At 72.9% G+C, this 16,548-nt stretch carries 13 protein-coding genes; 9 read left to right on the forward strand and 4 right to left on the reverse strand.

Annotated features, from left to right (window positions below):
• Positions 1-4: 4 nt before the first annotated feature.
• Together ABD948_RS00770 and ABD948_RS00775 are read right to left on the reverse strand one after the other, a co-directional pair.
• The gene (locus tag ABD948_RS00770) at positions 5-1,996 is read right to left on the reverse strand and encodes an oxidoreductase (RefSeq protein WP_345262132.1); all 1,992 of its coding nucleotides are present in this window, start codon (positions 1,994-1,996) and stop codon (positions 5-7) included.
• Positions 1,993-2,556 (reverse strand): PadR family transcriptional regulator, encoded by a 564-nt coding sequence (locus ABD948_RS00775; protein ID WP_345262133.1) that lies wholly within the window; start codon positions 2,554-2,556, stop codon positions 1,993-1,995. The genes ABD948_RS00770 and ABD948_RS00775 overlap by 4 nt, the downstream gene beginning before the upstream one ends.
• Positions 2,557-2,724: 168 nt before the next feature.
• On the opposite strand from ABD948_RS00775, the gene ABD948_RS00780 reads away from it, so the two are divergent.
• The 4 genes from ABD948_RS00780 (at position 2,725) to ABD948_RS00795 (ending at position 6,520) form a co-directional block, all read left to right on the forward strand.
• A complete protein-coding gene (locus ABD948_RS00780) occupies positions 2,725-3,906 on the forward strand; it encodes a CaiB/BaiF CoA transferase family protein (RefSeq protein WP_345262134.1) in 1,182 nt (393 codons plus the stop codon).
• Positions 3,907-3,969: 63 nt separating this feature from the next.
• The gene (locus ABD948_RS00785) at positions 3,970-5,412 is read left to right on the forward strand and encodes a flavin-containing monooxygenase (RefSeq protein ID WP_345262135.1); all 1,443 of its coding nucleotides are present in this window, start codon (positions 3,970-3,972) and stop codon (positions 5,410-5,412) included.
• A gap of 112 nt (positions 5,413-5,524) precedes the next feature.
• On the forward strand, positions 5,525-5,719 hold the full coding sequence (locus ABD948_RS00790) for a CsbD family protein (protein WP_345262136.1): 195 nt from the start codon (positions 5,525-5,527) through the stop codon (positions 5,717-5,719).
• Between the two features lie 99 nt (positions 5,720-5,818).
• Positions 5,819-6,520 carry a CPBP family glutamic-type intramembrane protease gene (locus tag ABD948_RS00795; RefSeq protein WP_345262137.1) on the forward strand — a complete coding sequence of 234 codons (702 nt, stop codon included), beginning with the start codon at positions 5,819-5,821 and terminating at the stop codon, positions 6,518-6,520.
• Between the two features lie 255 nt (positions 6,521-6,775).
• On the opposite strand, the gene ABD948_RS00800 is transcribed toward ABD948_RS00795, so the two are convergent.
• Positions 6,776-7,717: an NAD(P)H-binding protein gene (locus ABD948_RS00800; RefSeq protein WP_345262138.1), complete on the reverse strand. Its 942-nt coding sequence runs from the start codon at positions 7,715-7,717 to the stop codon at positions 6,776-6,778.
• Between the two features lie 281 nt (positions 7,718-7,998).
• On the opposite strand from ABD948_RS00800, the gene ABD948_RS00805 reads away from it, so the two are divergent.
• Entirely contained in the window at positions 7,999-9,522 is a 1,524-nt protein-coding gene (locus tag ABD948_RS00805; protein ID WP_345262139.1) for a DEAD/DEAH box helicase, read from the forward strand.
• Between the two features lie 65 nt (positions 9,523-9,587).
• Here the strand turns inward: ABD948_RS00805 and ABD948_RS00810 are convergent, their stop codons facing one another.
• On the reverse strand, positions 9,588-10,346 hold the full coding sequence (locus ABD948_RS00810; protein ID WP_345262140.1) for a MerR family transcriptional regulator: 759 nt from the start codon (positions 10,344-10,346) through the stop codon (positions 9,588-9,590).
• A 130-nt stretch (positions 10,347-10,476) separates the two neighbouring features.
• Here ABD948_RS00810 and ABD948_RS00815 point away from each other — a divergent pair, with 130 nt between their 5' ends.
• From ABD948_RS00815 to ABD948_RS00830, 4 genes are all read left to right on the forward strand, one after another.
• Positions 10,477-11,688 (forward strand): acetyl-CoA C-acetyltransferase, encoded by a 1,212-nt coding sequence (locus tag ABD948_RS00815; protein ID WP_345262141.1) that lies wholly within the window; start codon positions 10,477-10,479, stop codon positions 11,686-11,688.
• A gap of 165 nt (positions 11,689-11,853) precedes the next feature.
• Positions 11,854-14,058: a 3-hydroxyacyl-CoA dehydrogenase NAD-binding domain-containing protein gene (locus ABD948_RS00820; RefSeq protein ID WP_345262142.1), complete on the forward strand. Its 2,205-nt coding sequence runs from the start codon at positions 11,854-11,856 to the stop codon at positions 14,056-14,058.
• A 167-nt stretch (positions 14,059-14,225) separates the two neighbouring features.
• On the forward strand, positions 14,226-14,948 hold the full coding sequence (locus tag ABD948_RS00825) for an ABC transporter ATP-binding protein (RefSeq protein ID WP_345262143.1): 723 nt from the start codon (positions 14,226-14,228) through the stop codon (positions 14,946-14,948).
• The gene (locus ABD948_RS00830) at positions 14,923-16,524 is read left to right on the forward strand and encodes a hypothetical protein (protein WP_345262144.1); all 1,602 of its coding nucleotides are present in this window, start codon (positions 14,923-14,925) and stop codon (positions 16,522-16,524) included. The genes ABD948_RS00825 and ABD948_RS00830 overlap by 26 nt, the downstream gene beginning before the upstream one ends.
• Positions 16,525-16,548: the final 24 nt, after the last annotated feature.

Genomic DNA, 16,548 nt, shown 5'->3' on the forward strand with positions numbered 1-16,548 from the left:
CCTGCTAGAGGGCCGCGGCCAGCCGGGTGCCCTGGTCGATGGCGCGCTTGGCGTCGAGCTCGGCGGCGACGTCGGCGCCACCCACCACGTGCCGGCCCGGGGCGACGAGGTCGCGCACGGACTCCTGGCCGGCGCAGAGCACCACGTGGTCGACCTCGAGCAGCACCGGCTCGCCGTCCACCAGCAGGTGCAGGCCGGCGTCGTCGACGCGCACGTAGGTGGCGCCGGTGACCTGCTGCACGCCGGCCTGCTTGAGCACCTCGCGGTGCGCCCAGCCGGAGGTCTTGCCGAGGTCCTTGCCGATCCGGCTGGTCTTGCGCTGCACCAGCGTCACCTCGCGGGCGGGACTGCGCGGCTTGCGCTCGGTGAGGCCGCCGGGGTGCAGCGAGGGGTCGCCGACGCCCCACCACGCCATCCAGTCCTCGGTGGTGGCGCCGTCCTCGTGGGTGAGCCAGTGGCTGACGTCGACGCCGATGCCGCCCGCCCCGACGACGGCGACCCGGCGTCCGGGCACCACCTCGCCGGAGAGCACCTGGGCGTAGGTGAGGACCTTCGGGTGGTCGACGCCGTCGAGCTCGGGGATGCGCGGCATCACGCCGGTGGCGACGACGACCTCGTCGAAGGCCGCGAGGTCGGCCTCGGTGGCCTCGTGGCCGAGCTCCACCTCGACGCCGAGCACCTCGAGGCGGCGTCGGTAGTAGCGCAGCGTCTCGGCGAAGTCCTCCTTGCCGGGCACTGCCATCGCCAGGCGGAACTGCCCGCCCACCTCGGTGTCGCGCTCGAAGAGCGTGACGGCGATGCCGCGCTCGGCGGCCGAGACCGCCGTCGCGAGGCCGGCCGGTCCGGCGCCGACGACGGCGAGCGTGGTGCGCCGGCGGGTGGGGGCGAGCACCAGCGTGGTCTCGTGGCAGGCGCGGGGGTTGACGAGGCACGAGGCGCGCTTGTTGCGGAACGTGTGGTCCAGGCACGCCTGGTTGCAGGCGATGCAGGTGTTGACCTCGTCGGCGCGGCCGGCCGCGGCCTTGTTCAGGATCTCCGGGTCGGCCAGCAGTGGGCGCGCCATCGAGACCAGGTCGGCCTGCCCGGCGGCCAGGATCTGCTCGGCCATCTCGGGGGAGTTGATCCGGTTCGAGGCGCACACCGGCACGCCGACGGCGGCCTTGAGCCGCGCCGTCGCCTCCACCCAGGCGCCCCGCGGCACCTGCGTGATGATCGTGGGCACCCGCGCCTCGTGCCAGCCGATGCCGGTGTTGAAGACCGTGACGCCGGCCTGCTCGAGCGCGTGGGCCAGCGCGACCGTCTCCTCCCAGGTCTGGCCGTCCTCCACGAGGTCGAGCAGCGAGATCCGGTACATCACCGGGAAGTCGCCGCCCACCAGCTCGCGGGTGCGGCGCACCACCTCGAGCGGGAAGCGCATCCGGTTCTCGGCGCTGCCGCCCCAGCGGTCGGTGCGGTCGTTGGTGCGCCGGGCCAGGAACTGGTTGATCAGGTAGCCCTCGGAGCCCATGACCTCGACGGCGTCGTACCCGGCCTTGACCGCCAGCGCCACGCTGCGGGCGAACGAGGTGGCCGTCTTGTCCACCCCCGACGTCGAGAGCGCGGAGGGCCGGAACGGGGTGATCGGGCTCTTGCGGCGCGAGGCGCCCACGCTGAGCGGGTGGTAGGCGTAGCGGCCGGCGTGCAGCACCTGCAGGGCGACGGCGCCACCCTCCTCGTGCACCGCACCGGTGACCTCGCGGTGGCGCATCGCCTGCAGGCGGGTGGTCATCTCGGAGGCCAGCGGCTTGAGCCAGCCGCGCTTGGTGGGGGCGTACCCGCCGGTGACGATCAGCCCGACGCCGCCGCGGGCGCGCTCGCGGAAGAACGCCGCCAGCTCGGGCAGGTGGCGCACCGAGTCCTCCAGGCCGGTGTGCATCGACCCCATCACCAGGCGGTTGCGCAGCGTGAGCGGGCCGAGCTCGAGCGGCTCGAGCAGGTGCGGGAAGTGCTGGTTCATCGGGACTCCGTCGGGTGCGTGCCGGGTGTGGTGCTGTGGGCGGTGAGGTACTCGGTGAGCCACGCGATCCAGGTCTCCTCCATGAGGATCCCGCCGCGCAGCACCAGGTACTGGTCGAGCTCGAGGCCGGTCAGGCGCGCGGGCTCGGGGTGGTCGCGGGCCGCGAGCTGGCGGTAGTGCGCCAGGCGGGCGTGGTGCTCGGCCAGCTGGGTGCGGACGCCGTCGAGCACGGCCGTGCGCTCACCGAAGGAGGCGCCGCGCAGCTTGACGGCGAGGTCGCTGCGCAGCGGGGTGGCGGCGGGCGGCTCGGCCAGCCACGCGGTGAGCGCGGCGGCGCCGTCGTCGGTGACGGCGTAGACCTTCTTGGCCGGGCGCCCCTCCTGGTGCTGGGTGGTGGCCGCGACCCAGCCGTCGGCCTCCATGCGCGCCAGCGTGCGGTAGATCTGCTGGTGGCTGGCGTGCCAGAAGAACCCGATCGAGCGCGCGAAGCGCCGGGTGAGGTCGAGCCCCGCCGCGGGCTGCTCGCGCAGCGCCACCAGCAGCGCGTGCTCCAGGGCCATGCGGACATCCTGACACCCATGTGCAACGAGTTGCAAGTGCATCTCGTTGCATGCTGGCCCGATAGTGCGCAGCAAGGTGGTCGTCATGGCCCCTGAACCGCGACCACCTTGCTACGCACTATCGGGACGCGCGCCGACTGTGACAGTGAATGTGTCAAGATCGCGCGCATGGCTGATCACACGAGCGAGCAGAGCATCGAGCTGGGAGCGGGCACGGGTCCGCTGCGGGGCGTGAAGGTGGTGGAGATCGCCGGGATCGGGCCCGGCCCGCACGCCTGCATGATCCTGGCCGACCTGGGCGCCGACGTCGTGCGCATCGAGCGGCCGGGTGGTCAGTTCCTGGCCGGCGGGCCCACGATGCTGCTCAACCGCGGCCGCCCCAGCGTCGCGCTGGACCTGAAGAACCCCGAGGCCGTCGAGGTGGTGCTGCAGCTGGTCCGCGACGCCGACCTGGTCGTGGAGGGCATGCGGCCGGGCGTGACCGAGCGGCTCGGGCTGGGCCCCGAGCACTGCTGGGCGGTCAACGAGCGCGTCGTCTACGGGCGGATGACGGGCTGGGGCCAGGACGGCCCCCTCGCGCAGGCGGCCGGCCACGACATGAACTACATCGCCATCACCGGCGCGCTGCACATGATGGGCCAGGACCCCGCGCGCCCCCACTTCCCGGCCAACCTGGCCGGTGACTTCGGCGGCGGCTCCACCTACCTGGTCATCGGGCTGCTCGCGGCGCTGCTCGAGGCGCGCCTTTCGGGCAAGGGCCAGGTGGTCGACGCCGCGATCGTCGACGGCACCGCCCACCTCAACGCGATGACCTCCGCGTTCGCCGCCGGCGGCCAGTTCCGGGAGGAGCGCGGCGCCAACATGCTCGACGGCGGCGTGCCGTTCTACGACGTCTACGAGACCTCCGACGGCGAGCACATGTCGGTCGGCGCGCTGGAGCCGCAGTTCTTCGCCACGCTGGTGCGGCTGCTCGGCGTCGAGGAGACCTGCCCCGGCCAGGGCGAGATGGACCGCTACGACGAGATGCGCGAGGTCCTCACCCGCACCTTCGCCTCGCGCACCCAGGCCGAGTGGATCGAGCTGTTCGAGGGCACCGACGCCTGCGTCGCCGGCATCGTGCCCATCAGTCGTGCCCAGGAGCACCCGCACCTGGTGGCCCGCGGCACCTTCGTGGAGCGCGACGGCATGGTGCAGCCGGCCCCGGCCCCGAGGTTCTCGCGCACCGGGCCGAGCCTGACGACGCCGCCGCCCGCCGCGGCCGGCGCGCAGACCCGCGCGGCGCTCACCGCCTGGGGCGTCGACGACGTCGAGGGCCTGCTCGAGCGCGGGGTGGCCGTCCAGGTCGACTGACGCCGGGGCGAGCGCCGTCACAGCCTATTGAACATCTGTCAACGAGCGGCGTACCCTGGTGGCATGACCACGCCCGAGCACGTCGACGTCCTGGTGATCGGAGCCGGCCTGTCCGGCATCGGCGCCGCCTGCCAGATCACCGAGGCCTTCCCCGACAAGACCGTCGCGGTGCTCGAGGGCCGCGAGGTCAGCGGCGGCACCTGGGACCTGTTCCGCTACCCCGGCATCCGCTCGGACTCCGACATGTTCACCTTCGGCTACTCCTGGCGCCCCTGGCCCGGCGACACCGCCCTGGCCGACGGCCCACTGATCCTCGACTACGTGCGCACCGTCGCCGCCGAGCGCGGCGTCGACAAGCTGATCCGCTACCGCCACCGCGTCACCGGCGCCGAGTGGAGCAGCGAGACCGCCACCTGGACGGTGCACGTGGAGCACGACGGCGCCCCGCTGACGCTGACGACGAGCTTCCTCTACGGCTGCACCGGCTACTACGACTACGAGCAGGGCCACCAGCCCGAGTTCCCCGGTGCCGAGCGCTTCCAGGGCACCCTGGTGCACCCCCAGCACTGGCCCGAGGACCTCGACCACACCGGCAAGAGGGTCGTGGTGATCGGCAGCGGCGCCACCGCCGTCACCCTGGTGCCCGCGATGGCCGGCGAGGCCGAGCACGTGACGATGCTGCAGCGCTCGCCCTCCTACGTGCTCTCCCGCTCGGGCCGCGACCCCGTGGCCAAGGCGCTGCGTCGCCTGCCGCAGAAGGTGGCCTACCCGGCGGCCCGCTGGGCCAACATCCTGCTCGCCATGGGCACCTACGGCCTGGCCCAGGCGCGCCCCGCGCTGGCCCGCAAGATCATCCGCAAGGGCACCGCGCAGCAGCTGCCGCCCGAGGTCGACGTCGACACGCACTTCAACCCCAGCTACGACCCGTGGGACCAGCGCCTGTGCTTCGTGCCCGACGGCGACCTGTTCCGCGCCCTGCGCCGCGGCCAGGCCTCGATCGTGACCGACACGATCGAGACCTTCACCGAGCGCGGCATCCGGCTCAGCTCGGGCGAGGAGCTCGAGGCCGACATCGTCGTCTCGGCCACCGGCCTGCGGCTGCTCGCGTTCGGCGACATCGACTTCACCGTCGACGGCGAGCGCGTCGACATCTCCCAGGCCATGGCCTACCGGGCGCTGATGCTCAGCGGCGTGCCCAACTTCGTCTACACCATCGGCTACACCAACGCCTCGTGGACGCTGAAGGCCGACCTGGTCGGCTCCTACGCCGTGCGGCTGCTGCGCCACCTCGAGCGCACCGGGCGGCGCAGCGTCGTGCCGCGCCGCGACCCCACCGTGCAGGAGCGGCCGTTCCTCGACTTCTCCTCCGGCTACGTGCAGCGCGCCCTCGACCGCCTGCCCAAGCAGGGCGACCGCGCCCCGTGGTCGCTGAAGCAGAACTACGTGAGCGACCTGCGCACCATCAAGGGCGCGCCGCTGGAGGACGGCGTCCTCGAGTTCGCCTGAGTCGGCCGTGTCTCCCGGGTCTACCCGGTCACACCCGGCGCGTCGTGGGGCTCAGTGCGCGAGCGAGGGGTACCGGGTGGCCGTACGGCATCCGACTACCCGAGGAGGAACCATGGGGCTCGACGACAAGATCGGCAACAAGGCCGAGGACCTGAAGGGCAAGACCAAGGAGGGCGCCGGCAAGGCGACCGGCAACGAGCAGATGGAGGCCGAGGGCAAGGGCGACCAGGCCTCCGCCGCGGTCAAGGACGGCGTCGAGAAGGTCAAGGACGCTGCCAGCAACATCAAGGACAAGCTGACCAAGTAGTCCCCGCACCACTGGCAGTCACCGCAGGTCCGCCGTCCCGGCCCGGGCGCTCCGCCCGGCCGGGACGCACCTGCTCCATCGGTCCCGGGAGGTAAGCGCGTGCGCGCCTGGTTGCAACGGTCCCTGCTGGACGTCGTCCCGCGCGACCAGCGAGACACCCCGCGCGCCCTGCGGCGCCGTCAGGTGGTCACCGCGAGCTTCGTGGTGCTCGGCGCCGTGGTGCTCGGCTTCTCGCTGCGGCTCGACGCCGGCAGCGTGTGGTTCTACCCCGCCACCTTCGGGCTGGCCGCCATCTGGACCGTCGGCGCCTTCGCCTCCGGGCGTCTGCACCTGGGCCGGATCGCCCGCCACGACCTCTACGTGCGGCCGATCCTGACGCCGATCGCGCTCGGCCTGGCCCTCGCCGCGATCTTCGTGGCCGGCGGGCTCGTGGTGCGCCAGATCGAGCCGCTCGCGCGCCAGGTCTCCACCGTCCTGGACTTCGCCGACCAGGGCTCGCTACCGATCCTGGTGGTGATCACCGCGGTCAACGGCATCGCCGAGGAGCTCTTCTTCCGGGGTGCCGCCTACGCCGCCATCCCGCGCAACCCCGTGCTGTGGACGACCATCGCCTACGTCGTCGCCACCGCCGCCACCGGCAACATCATGCTCAGCTTCGCCGCCGTGTTCATCGGCGTCGTCGTGGGTCTCCAGCGCCGGGCCTCCGGGGGCATCCTCGCCCCGATCCTGACCCACTGCACGTGGTCGCTCTCGATGCTGTTCTTCCTACCGCTGGTGTTCGGGCAGACCCCGGGCAACTGAGCTCCGGCTCCGGCTCCGGCTCCGGCTCCGGCTCCGGCTCCGCGCGGCGCGGGTTCGTTCCGCACCCGCGGCGCGCTCCGCCTGGTGCTGCTGACCGGGCTGCGGGGATCTCGACGCGCCCGTCACGGGCTCGTTCCTCGCCCGTGGGGCTTGCTCGATCTGCGCGCGTGACGCGTCGACCTCGTCCCTCGGTCGCCGCTACGCGCTTTGCTCGATCTGCGCGCGTGACGCGTCTACCTCGTTCCTCGGTCGCCGCTACGCGCTTGCCCGCTCCTCCTCGATGGCGCGGCGGACGGCCTCCTGGTAGCTGACCGGCTCACCGGGCACGACCTCGCGGATGCTGTGGTCGTGCACGATCACCTCGGTGCTCATGGAGTCGATCAGGTTGCGGCCGGTGGTGGCGTCGACGTCGGTCACGAAGCCGATCCAGCGCGCGGAGAGCTGCGGGCTGAGCACGGGCACGGTCACGATGATCACGCGGTTGCCGTTGATGACCTCCGCAGCCTGCTGGAGCATGTCCACGTAGCTGACGACGTCGGAGCCGCCGATCTCGAAGACCCGCCCGATCGCGTCGGGGTGGTCGATGACGCCGGCGAGGTAGCGCACGACGTCGTCGATGCCGATCGGCTGGCTTCGGGTGGCGGCCCACTTGGGCACCACCATGGCCGGCAGGTTCTTGACCAGCTGGCGGGTGATCTCCCAGGAGATGCCGCCGTGGCCGACGACGATCGCGGCCCGCAGCACGGTGACCGGCACGCCCGCCTCGCCGAGGAGCCCCTCGACCTCGCGGCGCGAGCGCAGGTGGGCCGAGAGGTCCTGGTCCTCGGAGCCGAGGCCGCCGAGGTAGACGATCTGGCGCACGCCGGCCGAGGCGGCAGCCTTGCCGAAGGCGCGGGCCGCCTCGGCGTCCTTGCGCTCGAAGTCGTCGTCGTCGAGGGAGTGCACCAGGTAGACCGCCACGTCGACGCCCTCGAAGGCGCGCGCGAGGCTGCCGGGGTCGTGCACGTCGCCGTGCACGGGCTCGCCGGGGCCGTCGTACTCGCGGGGGCGGCGCGTCATCGCACGCACGGTCATCCCCTGCCCGGTCAGCTCGGGCACGAGGCGCTTGCCGACGAAGCCGGTGGCACCCGTGACGAGCACGGTGATCGGGTCGGTGGCGTCGCGGCCCTGGCTGCCCGCAGGCTTGTCAACGGTCACACCTCACCGATACCCCGATCGGCCCGCGGCGTGACGGGGACGCGCCGCCGGGTGACGGCGCTCACGGGACAGGACCCCCGGCGCGCGCGGATGCGGGGCGTGGGGGTGGCGACCGGTAGTCTCGGCCACGAGAAGCAGCCGGACCAGTCTTGCCACCGGCTCCTGCACCACCGCTCACGCAGCGCCGGTGCGGTCACCCGAGGCACCCAGCCTCCCGCAGCCCCGATCTCGGGGGTGCGTCTCGGTGAGACACAACCGAGAGATCTACCGACGTGAACAACGTGACCAGCTCCACCGACTTCGGCGCGCTCGGCGTGCCGGCCGACCTCGTGGCCATCCTGGCCGACCGCGGCATCACCACCCCCTCCCCGATCCAGGCCGCGACGCTGCCCGACAGCCTCCGCGGTCGCGACGTCCTCGGCCGCGGCCGGACGGGCTCGGGCAAGACCTACGCCTTCCTGCTGCCCCTCGTGGCCCGCCTCGCGGGCGGACGACGCGCCGCCGCGAAGTCGCCCCGCGCGCTGATCGTGGCCCCCACCCGTGAGCTGGTGGGCCAGATCGAGCAGGCCCTCGCGCCGCTGGCGGCCTCTGCCGGCCTCACCACCCAGACCGTCTTCGGCGGTGTGGGCCAGGGTCCGCAGGTCAACGGCCTGCGTCGCGGCACCGACATCGTGCTCGCGTGCCCCGGTCGGCTGGAGGACCTCATCCAGCAGGGTCACTGCTCGCTCGGCTCGGTGCAGGTGACCGTGCTCGACGAGGCCGACCACATGGCCGACCTGGGCTTCCTGCCCGCCGTCAAGCGGCTGCTCGACGCCACGCCGCGCGGCAGCCAGCGCATGCTGTTCTCGGCGACGCTCGACAACGCGATCGACGTGCTGGTCAAGCGCTACCTCAGCGACCCCGCCGTGCACGAGGCCGACTCCGCGCAGTCGCCGGTCTCCACGATGGACCACCACGTGCTGCACCTCGGCGGCCGCGACCAGCGCCTGCCGGTGCTCATCGACCTGGCCAGCGCGCCGGGTCGCACCGTGGTCTTCACCCGCACCAAGCACGGTGCCAAGGCGCTCGCCCGGCAGCTCAACAAGTCCGGCGTGCCCGCCGTCGACCTGCACGGCAACCTCAGTCAGGGCGCCCGCACCCGCAACATGGACGCCTTCCACTCCGGCAAGGCCAGCACGCTGGTGGCCACCGACATCGCCGCACGCGGCATCCACGTCGACGACGTCGCGCTCGTGGTGCACGCCGACCCGCCGACCGAGCACAAGGCCTACCTGCACCGCTCGGGCCGCACCGCCCGCGCCGGCGCCGCCGGCACCGTGGTCACGCTGATGACCGACGAGCAGGTGCGCGACGTCCGCGCCCTCACCCGCGCGGCCGGCATCAAGCCGCAGACCACCAAGGTCGACGGCGCGGGCCACCCGCTGCTGGCCGACCTCGCCCCCGGTGACCGGGTGCTCGTGCCCGGCGGCTACGTGGGCGAGCAGCCCGCCGGCAACCAGGGTGGCGGCAACGGCGGCCAGGGCGGCGGCAACGGTGGCGGACGTCGCTCCGGTGGCGGCGGACGCCGTCGCTCCGGCGGTGGCGGCCAGGGCGGTGCCTCCGCGCAGGCCGGCCAGGGCGGCCGCGGCGGTCGCGGTGCCCAGGGCGGTCGCTCGCAGGGTCAGTCCGCGGGCTCCGGCTCCGGTGGTGGCGGCACCGGCAACGGCGGCGGTCGCAACCGTCGCCGCGGTTCGGGCGCCGGCGCCGCGGCGGGCTCCGGCTCGAACCGCAACCACAGCGCGGCCTCGTTCAGCGGCCGTCGCTGACCTCGTGTGACGAACGCCCTCCCGCACGGCCCGACGGGTCGCGGGAGGGCGTTCGGCGTCCCGGGTCAGCCGCGGGTGCGGCGCTCGATCGTCTCGCGGTTGGTCTGGTCCATGCCCACCTCGTAGGCGGTCACCAGGCTGGCGATCGAGAGCGGCTTGAGCCGCTCCACCAGCTCGCGCACCGTGTCCGGTGAGGCGCCGGAGTCGCGGTAGCGCGGCCACACCATGGTGTGGAAGACGTCGTTGAGCTCGCGCGCGAGCTCGCGGCCGTGCCGCTCGTAGAGCGCCTTGGAGGCCAGCGCGGCCTCCCGGGGGAAGCCGAGGTCGATCAGTCCCAGGCCCACCGAGAGCTGTGAGAGCGCGACCTTGAGCACGTCCGGGTCGTCGTCGGGGAAGACCACGCCGATCGCCACGAGCGTGTCGAGCTCGTCGTCGGTGAGCGGCCGGTCCACGCGCTGCTCGAGCTCGGCGCGCGTCATCCGCGCGGGCGGCTCGGCCTGCCAGGGCGCCAGCATCGTGCGCCGCAGCGCCACCTCCTCGGGCGTGGCGTCGTCGGGCAGCCCGGCCACGTAGCGCTCGATGGCGGCCAGGGTGAAGCCATGGCCCTGCAGCTCCTGCACCAGCTCGAGCCGGGCCACGTGGTCGGCGGAGTAGTAGCCCGAACGGCCGCGGCGGATGGGCGGCGGCACGAGCCCCTTGGAGGTGTAGAAGCGCACGTTGCGCACGCTCATCCCCACCCGGGTGGTCAGCTCCTCGAGGGTGAGCAGCTGCTCCGGCCCGGCCCCGGCGAGGGGCTCGGGCTCGGGCGTGGGCTGGGCGGACATGTGACTCCTGGCACTCGCGGGACCCTTGACGACACTGCTTGACGACACTGACAGTATTGGTGTCACCATCGAGGGGCGCAATCACCGTGCCCGCTCGACCCCAGGCGATCGCGAGGACGGCTCCAGGACCATGGCAGAAGCATTCGTGTACGACCACATCAGGACCCCGCGCGGCAAGGGCAAGGCCGCCGGCTCCCTCCACGAGGTGAAGCCGGTCGACCTCGTCGTCGGGCTGCTCGACGAGGTGCGCAAGCGCAACGACGGCTTCGAGCCCGAGCGCGTCGACGACGTGATCCTCGGTGTCGTCTCCCCGATCGGCGACCAGGGCGGCGACATCGCCAAGACCGCGGCGCTGGCCGCGGGCTACCCCGAGACCGTCGCGGGCGTGCAGCTCAACCGCTTCTGCGCCTCGGGTCTCGAGGCCGTCAACCAGGCCGCCTCCCGCGTGCGCGGCGGCTTCGAGGACCTGCTGCTCGCCGGCGGCGTGGAGTCGATGAGCCGGGTGCCCATGGGCTCCGACGGCGGCGCGTGGGCCTCCGACCCCGCCACCGCGCTCACCACCGGCTTCGTGCCCCAGGGCATCGGCGCCGACCTGATCGCCACCATCGAGGGCTGGTCGCGCGCCGACGTCGACGCCTACGCCGCCGAGTCGCACCACCGCGCCGCCAAGGCGTGGGCCAACGGCTACTTCGGCCGCTCGGTCGTGCCGGTCGTCGACATCAACGGCGTCACCGTGCTCGACCACGACGAGACGATCCGCCCCGACACCAGCCCCGAGGGCCTGGCCGGGCTCAAGCCCTCCTTCGCCCAGATCGGCGCCGACGCCGGGTTCGACGACGTCGCGCTGGAGAAGTACCACTGGGTCGAGAAGATCGACCACGTCCACCACGCCGGCAACTCCTCGGGCATCGTCGACGGCGCCGCCCTGATGGCGATCGGCAGCGAGCAGGTGGGCAAGGACCTCGGCCTGACGCCGCGCGCCCGCTTCGTCTCGGCCGCCGTCTCCGGCGCCGACCCGACGATCATGCTCACCGGCCCCGCCCCCGCCGCGCGCAAGGCGCTGGCCAAGGCCGGGCTGGACGTCAAGGACATCGACCTGTTCGAGATCAACGAGGCCTTCGCCGCCGTGGCCATGCGCTTCATGCGCGACATGGGCATCAGCGACGAGATCACCAACGTCAACGGCGGCGCCATCGCGATGGGTCACCCCCTGGGCGCCACCGGCGCGATGATCCTGGGCACGCTGATCGACGAGCTGGAGCGGCGCGACCTCAAGCGTGGCCTGGCCACGCTCTGCGTGGGTGGCGGTATGGGGATCGCCACCATCGTCGAGCTCGTCTGAGACCGGTCGAGGAACGAGACCGAGCTCAGAAGTCGAGCGAAGGTCGAGTAGCGCCACGGTCGAGGAACGAGGCCGTGACGCGCGTACCGAGACCCCCGCAGTCAGGCTGACAGCGCTCAGCCAAGCCCGCCCAGCATCCCCGCACCAGCACCGAACAGGACCCAGATGAGCACCGACACCCAGACCGCCGTGCGCTACGAGAAGGACGCCGACGGCATCGTCACCCTCACCCTCGACGACCCGAACCAGAGCGCCAACACGATGAACGAGCTGTACATCAGCTCGATGGAGGCGGCCGTGGGTCGCCTCGAGGACGAGCTGGCCGCCGACGCCGGCTCGGTCACCGGCGTGGTGGTCGCCAGCGCGAAGAAGACCTTCTTCGCCGGTGGCGACCTGAAGAACATGGTCCAGGCCGGCAAGGACGACGCCGAGAGCGTCTTCGCGCTCGGCGAGCGCGTCAAGGCGGCGCTGCGCCGCCTCGAGAAGCTGCCCAAGCCGGTCGTCGCCGCCATCAACGGCGCCGCGCTCGGCGGCGGCTACGAGATCTGCCTGGCCACCAACCACCGCATCCTGGTCGACGACAGCAGCGTCAAGGTCGGCCTGCCCGAGGCCACGCTGGGTCTGCTGCCCGGCGGCGGCGGCGTCACCCGCACCGTGCGCAAGTTCGGCCTGCAGACCGCGCTGATGGATATCCTCCTGCAGGGCACGCAGTTCAACCCGGCCAAGGCGCTCGAGAAGGGTCTGGTCGACGAGCTGGTCGCCACCCGCGAGGAGCTCGAGCCCGCCGCCAAGGCGTGGATCAAGGCCAACCCCGACGCCGGCCTCAACCCCTGGGACGCCCCCGGCTACAAGATGCCCGGCGGAACCCCGAAGTCGCCCGCGCTGGCCGGCTTCCTGCCCGCCTTCCCCGCGATCCTGCGCAAGCAGACCAAGGGCGCCGTGTACCCCGCCACCCGCGCGATCCTCTCGGCCGCCGTCGAGGGCGCGCAGGTCGACTTCGACACCGCCTCACGCATCGAGTCGCGCTACCTGACGAACCTGATCGTCAACCAGGGCTCCAAGAACATGATCCAGGCGTTCTTCTTCGACCTGCAGGCGATCAACGCCGGCAAGCTGCGCCCCCAGGGCATCGACACCTGGAAGGCCACCAAGGTCGGCGTGCTCGGCGCCGGCATGATGGGCGCCGGCATCGCCTACGTGTGCGCCAAGGCCGGCATGGAGGTCGTGCTCAAGGACGTCGAGCAGGCCAACGCCGAGAAGGGCAAGGCCTACTCCGAGGGCCTGCTGGACAAGGCGATCTCGCGCGGTCGCAGCACCGAGGAGAAGAAGGCCGAGCTGCTGGGCCGGATCACCGCCACTGCCGACCCCGCCGACCTCGCCGGCTGCGACCTGGTCATCGAGGCCGTCTTCGAGGACCCCGCCCTCAAGGCCAAGGTGTTCGCCGAGGTGGCGCCGCACGTCAACCCCGACGCGCTGCTGTGCTCCAACACCTCGACGCTGCCGATCACCGAGCTGGCCCAGGGCGTCGACCGGCCGAAGGACTTCATCGGGCTGCACTTCTTCAGCCCCGTCGACAAGATGCCGCTGGTCGAGATCATCAAGGGCAAGGAGACCTCCGAGGAGGCGCTGGCCAAGGCCTACGACGTCGTCCAGCAGATTCGCAAGACGCCGATCGTCGTCAACGACAGCCGCGGCTTCTACACCTCGCGCGTCATCGGCTTCATGGTCAACGAGGGCATGGCGATGCTCGCCGAGGGCGTGCACCCCTGGACCATCGAGCGGGCCACCACCCAGGCGGGCTACCCCGCCCCGGTGCTGCAGCTCAGCGACGAGCTCAACCTCGAGCTGATGGGCAAGATCGCCAAGGCCACCCGCGAGGCCGCCGAGCGCGACGGCCTCGACCAGCCCGAGCACCCGGGAATCGCCGTCGTGCAGAAGATGCTCGACGCCGGCCGCGCCGGGCGCCTGCGGGGTGCCGGCTTCTACGACTACGAGGACGGCAAGCGGCAGTCGATCTGGAGCGGCCTGGCCGAGATGTTCCCGCCCGCGGAGAAGCAGATCCCGATCGAGGACGTCAAGGACCGGATGCTCTTCGCCGAGGCGCTCGAGACGGCCAAGTGCTTCGAGGAGGGCGTCATCACCTCCTCCGCCGCGGCCAACATCGGCTCGATCATGGGCATCGGCTTCCCGCCGATGACCGGCGGCGCCGCCCAGTTCATGACCGGGTACGAGCACCCCGTGACCGGCGAGATCGGTCTGCAGGCCTTCTGCCTGCGCGCCGACGAGCTGGCCAAGCTCTACGGCCAGCGCTTCGAGCCCACCCCCTGGCTGCGCGACCTCGCGGCCTCGGGCGGCTCGCTGCCCGCCTGACCTGATCCACCCCGCTCCACCCGTTCCACCCAGCGCCCCGACCGGTCCGCCGGTCGGGGCGCTGTGGTCCCCGCCCGGGACTAGTCGCAGGTGACCGATCGGTCAGACCTGCACCTCGTGACCGCGAACCGTTCCCCCGCGGCCCGGGGTCGGCGAGAATCGAGCGGGTGAGGGACAACCAGCAGCCCGCGCCCGTCGTCGACGTGCGCAGCCTGCACGTGCGCTTCGGCGAGGTCGAGGCCGTCGCCGGCGTCGACCTGCAGGCGCACGCGGGCGAGGCCACCGCGCTGCTCGGGCGCAACGGCGCCGGCAAGTCCACCACCATGCGCGTGCTGGCCGGCGTCGTGCCGCTCACCGCGGGCAGTGCCCGGGTGGCCGGCCACGACGTGCGCACCGAGCCGCTGCGGGTCAAGCAGGTCGTCGGCTACTGCCCCGACGTCGGCGGGCTCGTGCCCCGCGCGACGCCGTGGGAGCACCTGCAGCTGGCGGCGCGGCTGCGCCGGATGACCGGCTGGGAGGAGCACGGCCGCGACCTGCTCGAGCGCTTCGAGCTCGGCGACGTCGCCCACCGGGTGACTGCCGGCTTCTCCCACGGCATGTCGCGGCGCCTCTCGGTGGTGCTCGCCGCCCTGCACCTGCCCCAGGTGCTGCTGCTCGACGAGCCCTTCGACGGCGTCGACCCGATCGGCGTCGAGGCCACCTTCGAGGTGATCGCCGACGCGCGCGCCCGGGGGGCCTGCGTGCTGGTCTCCACGCACCTGCGCGAGCTGGCCGTCGAGGCGTGCACCAGCGTCAGCGTGCTGCGCGGCGGCTCGCGCGTGGCCACCCTGGCCGCCGAGGAGATGGCGGGGGAGGAGGGCGCGCGTGCCTACCGTGGCCTCCTCGACTGAGACCCCGCCCGTCCCCGCGCCGCCGCGCGGGCTCTGGCACCCGCGGCTGCGCGGCCCGCGCCGCAGCGACCTCACCGACGCTGTCCGTGCCGTGGTCGACGTGGGGCACCTGCTGCGTTTCCGTCGCGCCACCATGCGTCGCCGGGGTGCCTTCGCGGCCGGGATGACGCTCCTGCTGCTGCTCACCGCGACCGCCGCCACGGTGCCCGCCCTGACGCCGGGGGCCGGCGGGGACGGGCGCGCCTTCGAGGTCCTGCTCCTGCTGCCCACCGCGCTGGGTGCCTTCCTGGCGCTCGCGGTGGTCTCGGCGACCGCCTCGGGCGGCGGGCGCGAGCTGTTGGCCCGCGACCCCGCGGCCGTGCACCCGGTCAGCCCGACCACCGACCACCTCGGCGCCCTGCTGCTCGCCCCCCTCAACATCGCCTGGCTGCTGCAGGTCTGGATGCTGCTCGGGACCACCGCGTACGCGTTGGGCTGGCGGCCGCTGCTCGTCGGTGCCCAGGCCGTGCTGCTGCTCTGGGTGCTGACCGCCACCGCCGTCGCCCAGGCGTTCGCGTGGGCACTGGAGTCCGCCCGCCGGCTGCCGCACGGCGTCGTCGGTGTGCGGGCGCTGGTGGTGGGGCTGCTCGGCGCCGTCGTCGGGCTGCAGGTCGCGGGACAGCTGGTGGCCACCTTCGACCGGATCCCCACCCAGTGGGTGGTCATCGGCATGATCACCGGCGACCCGTGGGTCCTCGCTCGCACCCTGCTGGTGCTGCTGGGCGCCTTCCTCCTGGCCGTGGTGCTGGGCGCCGTCCCCGCCCACGTGGCGGCCCACCGCGTGCCGCGCGACGAGATCGGCGTCGAGGGATCCTCCTACGGGGTGCGCCGCACCCCGCGCACCGACCTCGGCGTGCTGCTGCGCACCGACCGCGCCTCGGTGTGGCGCGCGGTGCCGATGCGCCGCGGCATCACCGTGCTGGCGCTCGGGCCGGCGCTCGTCGCCGTCATCGGCAACCTGCCGTGGAGCTCGATGACCGTGCTGCCCGGGCTCGTCGCCTCCGGCGGGGCGCTGCTGTTCGGCGTCAACGCCTGGTGCCTGGACGGTCGCGGCGCCCTGTGGCGCGAGAGCCTGCCCGTCACCGCGGCGGCCGTCTTCGCCGCTCGCGCCTGGGTGCTGGCGGAGTTCCTGCTGGTGGCCTCGCTGGTCACCGTCGCCGTGGCTGCCCTGCGTGCCGGTCTCCCCACCGCCGCCGAGACGGCGGCCCTGGTCTGCACGGTCGTCGTGGTGACCGTGCAGGTGGTGGCGGCCTCGATGCGCTGGTCGGCCGCGCGGCCCTACGCCGTCGACTTCCGCTCCGCCCGCGCCACGCCCGCACCGCCGCTCGGGATGGTCGGCTACTCGGCGCGGCTCGCCATCAGCACCACGTTCACCGGCCTGCTGTTCTCGGGCCTCTCGCGCATCCCGGAGTGGCGCATCTCGGTGCTGGTGGCCCTGCCCCTGCTGATCTGGTCCGCCGCGCGGCTGCACCGGGCCTACCGACGCTGGCTGGAGCCGGACCAGCGGGCGCGCGTGGTCACGACCGTCGCCGTCTGAGCATCCGGTCGCGGACCGGTCGTG

This window comes from Nocardioides nanhaiensis, assembly GCF_039542785.1.
Taxonomy (GTDB): Bacteria; Actinomycetota; Actinomycetes; order Propionibacteriales; family Nocardioidaceae; genus Nocardioides; species Nocardioides nanhaiensis.